This window comes from Streptomyces sp. NPDC050564 (genome assembly GCF_044457265.1).
In the GTDB taxonomy this organism is placed as follows: domain Bacteria; phylum Actinomycetota; class Actinomycetes; order Streptomycetales; family Streptomycetaceae; genus Streptomyces.
Map to the genome: position 1 here is coordinate 65,843 of NZ_JBITGS010000044.1, position 6,949 is coordinate 72,791.

A 6,949-nucleotide genomic window follows, 5' to 3' on the forward strand; every position below is an offset into this window, starting at 1 on the left:
GGTGTACGAGGCATGCGACCGGGTTCTAGTCCCACCAGAAGCGCCACAGCGGGGCATCGACGAGGGACGCCGCGTACTCGGGGAAGGGCGTTGGGGGGTCGTCGACGATGTTGTCGGCCGTGGTCAGGAGATGTTCGAGGGCCACGTGCTGGGCCTGCTGCTCGTCGCGCGGCGGGCTCGCGACGGAGACGTACAGCGTCGACCCGACGGCGGCGAGGACCCGCGCCCCGAACCGGTCCTCCCAGCTGCGCAGCAGGGCGCAGAGCACGGGGAGGGGCGCCTCCGCGCGCCAGCCGACGAGGGCGGGGATGTCGGCGCTCCGCCGGGCGGCGACGAGGCCGAGACAGCCGTCCCACAGCTCGTACGGCCACTCGTCCGCGAGCAGGGCGAAGGCCGACCGCGCGGCCTCGTCCGGGTCCACGCCGCAGGAGGCGAGCGTGCCGCGGGCCAGGCCGGGCCACCGGTCGAAGCGGGCACCGGGGCCGTCCCCTGCGAGCCGGTGCTTCGGGTAGCCGCGCCAGCCTTCCTCCAGGTCACCTTCGAGGTCGACGGCGTCCACGGCGGCGAGATCGGGGGAATCGGACCGGCGGTTCGGATAGCAGAGGACCGGCATTAGGCCGGTGTCGCCCTGCTGCCGCTGATACCGCGTCCACTCGGCCAACGGGTCCGCCGGTGGCTCGTCGGACTGCCACATGACGGGGGAGCCGTCAGGGACGAGGCGCCCGGCGGGCAGCCCCTCGGGAAGCGGGAACGTCATGCGCGGAGCGTAGGGCGCCCCACTGACATCGCCCTTGGGCCGAAGGCAGGCGCGCCCGCAACTGGACGGCCAGGGCCTGATCCGAACGGCACTAGCTGCCGGCTTTCAGCAGCGCCGCCACGATCGGCCCCGCCGTGTCACCCCCGTGCCCGCCCTGCTGTACGACGCCCGCCGCCGCCAAGTCGCCCTTCCACGCCGTGAACCAGCCGTTCGGCTTGTCCTGGCCGTCGACCTCGGCGGAGCCGGTCTTGGCGCCGTAATCGGGGCCGAGACCGGACATGGCCTCGGCGGCGGTGCCGGCTGCGGCCGTGTACTGCATCACTTCGCGCAGCTGGGAAAGCGTGGACGCGGACATGGTGCGGGACGCCGTGGCCAGCGTGCGGTGGTCCACCGTCGGAGACACCAGGTACGGCTGGTGGAAGGTGCCCGCCTTGACCGTCGAGGCGACCGACGCCATGTTCAGCGGGTTCATGCGGACCCCGCCCTGGCCCATCAGCGACGCCGCCATCTGCGCGGCGCTCTGCACCGGCACCGAGCCGTCGAAGGAGGGGACGCCGATGGCCCAGTTGTTCATGCTCAGCCCGAAGACCTGCTGGGCCTGCTTGGTCAGGTCGTCGTTCTCCAGCTTCTTCGCCTGGGTGATGAAGGCGGTGTTGCAGGACCGCGCAAAGCTCGCCTTGAAGGTGCCGTTCTTGATCTCGAAGTCGTCGTCGTTGTGGAACTTCCAGCCGCCGTACGTCGCCGTCTTGGGGCACGGGTGCGACTTGTCGGCCGAGGCCAGACCCTTGTCGAAGAGCAGCGACGCCGTGATGACCTTCATCGTGGAGCCGGGGGCGAGGGAGCCCTGGAAGGCGGTGTTGAAGCCGTGACCGGTGTTCGCGACGGCGAGGATCTCGCCCGTCGAGGGGCGCATCACGACGACCGACGCCTTCGACTTGGCGGCCACCTTCTCCTCGGCGAGGGCCTGCAGGGTCGGGCTGAGCGTCGTCTTCACGGTCCCCGGGGTGCCCTCGCTGAGCGTCACCAGGGTCTTGTCGGGGGTCTTCTGGGCCCCCTTCTTCGCGGCCTTGCGGACCACGCGCAGCTCGATGCCCGCCTTGCCGCCGGCCGTCTTGCCGTACTTCTCGCGCAGGCCGTCCAGGACCGTGCCCAGTGAGGGGTACTTGGCGGTGGTCAGCTCCGCGCCGTTTCGGTCGAGGGCCGTGACCGGGGGCGTGCCCGACTCGCCGGTGACCAACCGGTCGCCGTCCTGGAGGTCCGGGTGGACGACGGACGGCTTCCAGCCGACCATCGGTACACCGTCCTTGGCGCGTCGGACGACCGTCAGCTTCGAGTCGTACGTCAGCGGCTTGCTCTTGCCCTTGTACGTGACGGTGGCCTTGACGGAGAACGGGACGGCGGCGCCCGACCGCTTGCCGCTGGTCAGCGTCACGCCGGTGATGTGGGCGTCCTTGGCGTAGCCGGTGAGCGTGGTCGTCGCGGCGGCCGAGTCGTCGGTGGCGGCGGCCGCCTTGGCGACGTCGCCGCTCTGCCAGGCGGTGAGGAAAGCCGCGGCCGTCGTGCGTACTTCGGTCGCCGACAAGGGGCCCGTCTTCACGGTCTTGTGGTCGCCGCTCGTCGACGTCCGGTCCTCGGCCGCCGCGCCGCCGCCGTACAGGCTGTAGGCGCCGAACGCCCCGCCGACGACGACCACGGCGATCACCCCGCCGAGTACGGCGGGTTGCTTCGTCTTCCGCCGCTCGGCGACGCGCCTTCTCTTGCCCACAGCTTCCAGTCCTCCGCCGTCCCCTGATGCCCCCGTGCCTCACGCTGCTCAAACTGCTCAACGAGAGCACCACCCTAGGGTCCCGCCCCCTGAGGGGTGACTTCAGCCACCGGTTCGTAGCACAGCTGCGACGATCGGACCGGCCGCGTCCCCTCCGTGGCCGCCCTCCTGGGTCATCGCGGCGGCCGCGATGTCATTGCGGTAACCGGTGAACCAGCTGTTGGACTTGGTCTGGCCGTCGACCTCGGCGGAGCCGGTCTTGGCGCCGATGTCACCGCCCAGCCCGGCCATGACACGCGTGGCGGTGCCGCTCGTCGCGGTGAGCCGCATCATCTGCTTGAGCTGCGCGACGGTGTTCGTCGGCAGTCCCTTCGCCTGCGCGGGCACGCGGTCGTCGAGCTTGAGCGGCACGATGACCGGCTGACGGAACGTGCCGGTGATGGCGGTCGCCGTCACGGACGCCATGTTCAGCGGGCTCATCTGGACCTGGCCCTGACCGATCGCGTTCGCCGCGCGGTCCGAGCCGGCGGAGGCGGGGACGCTGCCGTCGAAGGACGGAATGCCCGTCTTCCAGTTGTCCTGGCCGAGGCCGAACCGCGTCTGCGCCTCGGTGGTGAGCGACTCGTCGGTGAGCGGCACCTTGTCGGTGCCGTCGATGAGCTTCACGAAGGCCGTGTTGCAGGACCGCATGAAGCTGTTGGCGAGGCTGGCGTTCTCGTTGGCCTGCATGCCCGTGAGGTTGTGGAACGTCTGGCTCTGCCAGGTCGCGGTGTCCGGGCAGGGCGCGGGGCCGTTCATCGTGGTCACGCCGTTGTCGATGAACATCGCCGCGGTGATGATCTTCATCGTGGATCCGGGCGCGAGCTTGCCGAGGAACGCCGCGTTGAACCCGTCGTCGCGGTGGTTGGCGACCGCCAGTACCTCACCGGTGCTCGGCTTCACTGCCACCACGGACGACTCGGAGTACCGCACGACCGCCTTCTCCGCGGCGGCCTGCGCGCTCGCGCTGAGCGTCGTACGCACCTTGCCCGGCTGCCCCTTGGCGAGGGTGACCAGGGTCGTGTCGCCGGTGTCCTCGTTCCCGTGCCGGATCGCCAGCTCGATACCGGGCGTGCCGCCCGCCGTGTCGCCGTACTTGTCGCGCAGCGCGTCCAGGATCGGCCCCAGGGACGGGTACTTCTCCTTCGTCAGGACAACGTCGTTGCGGTCCACGGCCTCGATCGCCGGACTCGCCGACTCGCCCGTGACGAGCGTGTCCCCGTCCTTCAGCTCCGGGTGGAGCACGGACGGCTTCCAGCCGACCAGCGCCTTCCCGGTGGTGTCCCCGCGTACGACGGTCAGTTCGGAGTCGTACGAGAAGGGCTTGCTCTTCCCGTCGTACGACACCTTCGCCCTCACCGAGAACGGCACGGTCGCGCCGGTCGGCGTGCCCGGCGTGATCCTCACGTCGGTGAGGTGGGCGTCGGTGCGGTAACCGGCCAGCATGGTTTCCGCGTTCGTCGCGTAGTTGGTGTACGACGCCGCCTTGGCCGCGTCGCCCTTCTCCCAGGCCGCGAAGAACGCGCGGCTGGTCTCCTTGACCTCCGCCTTGCTCGGCGGCCCGGTCTTCACGGCGGCGGCCCCCGACGCGCCCGAGCCGCCGTCCCCGCTGATCGCGGTCACCACGTTGTAAGCGCCGTACCCGGCGCCCCCCACCATCACGGCGAACACACTGCCGATGACGGCTGCCTTTGCCCCCTTGCGCATTGCGCGATCCCTCCCCGTGCCCCTCTCCCGAACTTCTGAACGCGTTCAGAAAAGTTGGTCTACACCGCACCCTATGTGGGGCGTGTGGCTCATGGGGCGGACATTCTCCGAATCGTTAGGCCCAAGTGTCGAGACACATCCGTGAACGCCATTCATTGATGGGGATTGCGGTGCCGGTAGTCGCAGGGGTCGGAAGCCCGCTCGCGGGGGAGCCCGTCGCGCGACCGCAACCGAGGCCCCGGCGCACGCGTCGCGTACCACATGGAACGCGAATGGCTCTTCTCTCTCATCCCCCTGACGATCGGCACGATCTTCCTCGGTTTCGGCGTGTACGGCCTCCGCCGTGCCAGGGCGCTCCGCCGCGCAGGCGTCACTGCCGAGGCTTGGATCGTCCGGCACGAGGTCAGGCGGGACGACGAAGGTGCCACGTTCTACCACCCGGTCGCGGCCTGGACGGCCCGGGACGGGCGCACGTGCGAGTACTCATCCAGGTTCGGCCGCGGAGCCGTCAGAAGCGGCTTCGGCGTGGGGGCGTCCGTCACGGTCCAATATGATCCGCAAGCCCCACACCGGTTTGCGATCGAGGGCTGGGACATGAAGGGGGTCGACCTGCTGTTCACCGTGCTGGGATCGATCTTCACCGTGGGCACGGTGACGGTGTTGCTGGTCCGGCTGCTCACCCTCTGACCGTGGCCAAAGGGCAGCCCGCTCCTCATTCGACAGGATTAACTCGGCCTTCGGTCGCCCGGTATGTGTTATCCCGGAACCCTGTCTGAAGGATTCCTGACTCAGAGGCTCAGCCCCGGCATCGCCGATTCGACCATCATATGAAGCAAGGCTATTTTCACGGATCTTTTGTTCCTGCGCCCATTAAGGCGAACGCTCGACCTGTCTGCCGTCCTGATTCTCCAGCCCGCGTGTATAAGGGAGCGGTTCCCAATGCAGTGCACAGGAGATCTTGATGGTAGCCACCGCGCCGCTGCCCCCACCTCGCGAAGCAACCCAGAGTGCAGAGGCGGCCGCACCGAGCAGACACCGGACGCAACTGCTGCTGTGGCCGTTCGTCCTCACCTTCGGTGTGACCGGTTACGGTCTGACTGCTCCTGTACTCGGGCGCGACGAACTGATCACGTGGGACGTGGTGACCCGTGATACAGCGCAGATTCTTGCCACCCTGCACAATGTCGATGCCGTGCACGGAACGTATTACCTGCTGATGCACCTGTGGGTGAATCTGTTCGGCGATTCCGCCATTTCTATGCGGCTTCCCTCGGTTCTCGCCGCATCCGGAGCCGCGTCCGTCTTGAGTCTCCTCGGTAACCGGCTTTTCGGGCCGCGGGCGGGAATTCTCGCGGGAATTCTCTTCGCTCTCGTTCCGGCCGTGAGCCGCTACGCTCAGGAGGCACGCAGCTACGCCCTGGTGGTCCTCCTGGCAGCACTCGCGACCCTCCTGCTGCTCCAGGTGCTCGACCGCCCTCGCAGCGTGTGGCGCTGGGCCGCATACGCCCTCACGCTTGTCGGCCTCGGACTGCTCCATGTGATTGCGCTGTCCGTCGTAGCAGCCCACGCCTGCATGCTCGCGGCCCACGCGCGGCGTGATCGCTCCCTGTGGTGGAAGTCTGCCCTCGCCCTCCTGACCGTCGCCGTCCTGCTCGCCCCGGTCGTCCTGCTCAGCCGGTCCCAGGTCAACGTCCAACTGGGCTGGGTTCCGGTGCCCGACGGGTGGGCACTCCTTTCCATCTGGTGGGACATCTTCGCCTCCGGAGCATGCGCCGGAGCGCTGATCGCCCTGGCTCTCCTGGCCCGTTCGCCACGCAGGGCTGCGCTGCTCCTGTGCGCCGTCTGGGCCCTCCTGCCCCCCGTGCTCGTGTGGCTCGCCTCCCAAGGCGGCGTCTCCTACTTCCGCTCCGTGTACCTGCTGTTCACCATTCCTGCCTGGGCTCTTCTCGCCGGCGCCGGCCTCAGCGCAGCCTGTCACTCCTGGAAGGCAGCAACGGCCCTCCTCGCGGTGCTGGCCGTCCTCAGCCTGTTCGACCAGAGACAAGTGCGACAGCCGTTCGACCACGACGGCCCCATCCTCCAGCCCCCCCTCGACTACAGGTCCGCGGCGGACCTGATCGCGAAGCACTACCGGCCCGGGGACGCCGTCGTATACGACCGTGAGCACTCGTGGAAGCTCGACGCCGGAGTCCAGTACTACCTGCCCCGCGGTCTCAAGATGCGCGACGTGTTCCTGCAGAGCGCTCCGAGGGAGATCAACCAGCTCTACGCGATCGACTGCTTCGTGCCGGACCGGTGCCTGAAGGGCGAGCAGCGCGTCTGGCTCCTGGCCCACGGTGACGAACCGGACCCGTTCAATGCCATCAACCAGGGCCAGGCATACGTTCTGCGCAACCGGTACAAGCCGTCCTGGAGCCAATCGATGGCGGGGATGACCGTCACCCTGCTCGTACGCGACGACAAGCACTGAGCGCAGATCTCCCGATGGCCGGAGCTGGGCCGTCCTCGCGCCGTGCGAGGCGACCGACGTCAACCGCCAACGGCCAATAACGACCGAGGGGGGGGGGGGGGGGGGCGCGCCCCCCCCCCCCCCGGGGGCCCCCCCCCCCCCCGGGGGGGGGCCCCCCCCCCCCCCCCCCCGGGGGGCGGGGGGGGGGGGGGGCGGGGGGGGGGGGGCGGCG

5 protein-coding genes are annotated in these 6,949 nt (G+C 69.3%); 2 read left to right on the plus strand and 3 right to left on the minus strand.

Annotated elements, in window-relative coordinates; translation table 11 throughout:
* Positions 1–25: 25 nt before the first annotated feature.
* The 3 genes from ACIBK0_RS43755 to ACIBK0_RS43765 all read right to left on the minus strand — a co-directional run bounded on the left by ACIBK0_RS43755 (position 26) and on the right by ACIBK0_RS43765 (position 4,268).
* Positions 26–757, minus strand: coding sequence for a DUF4253 domain-containing protein (locus ACIBK0_RS43755; RefSeq protein ID WP_399093374.1), 732 nt, complete (start codon positions 755–757; stop codon positions 26–28).
* 91 nt (positions 758–848) lie between these two features.
* A complete protein-coding gene (locus ACIBK0_RS43760) occupies positions 849–2,522 on the minus strand; it encodes a penicillin-binding transpeptidase domain-containing protein (RefSeq protein WP_399093377.1) in 1,674 nt (557 codons plus the stop codon).
* A gap of 102 nt (positions 2,523–2,624) precedes the next feature.
* The gene (locus ACIBK0_RS43765) at positions 2,625–4,268 is read right to left on the minus strand and encodes a penicillin-binding transpeptidase domain-containing protein (RefSeq protein ID WP_399093380.1); all 1,644 of its coding nucleotides are present in this window, start codon (positions 4,266–4,268) and stop codon (positions 2,625–2,627) included.
* 261 nt (positions 4,269–4,529) lie between these two features.
* On the opposite strand from ACIBK0_RS43765, the gene ACIBK0_RS43770 reads away from it, so the two are divergent.
* A complete protein-coding gene (locus ACIBK0_RS43770) occupies positions 4,530–4,955 on the plus strand; it encodes a DUF3592 domain-containing protein (RefSeq protein WP_399093383.1) in 426 nt (141 codons plus the stop codon).
* Positions 4,956–5,229: 274 nt separating this feature from the next.
* Positions 5,230–6,738, plus strand: a complete 1,509-nt coding sequence (locus ACIBK0_RS43775; RefSeq protein ID WP_399093386.1) for a glycosyltransferase family 39 protein — start codon at positions 5,230–5,232, stop codon at positions 6,736–6,738.
* Positions 6,739–6,949: the final 211 nt, after the last annotated feature.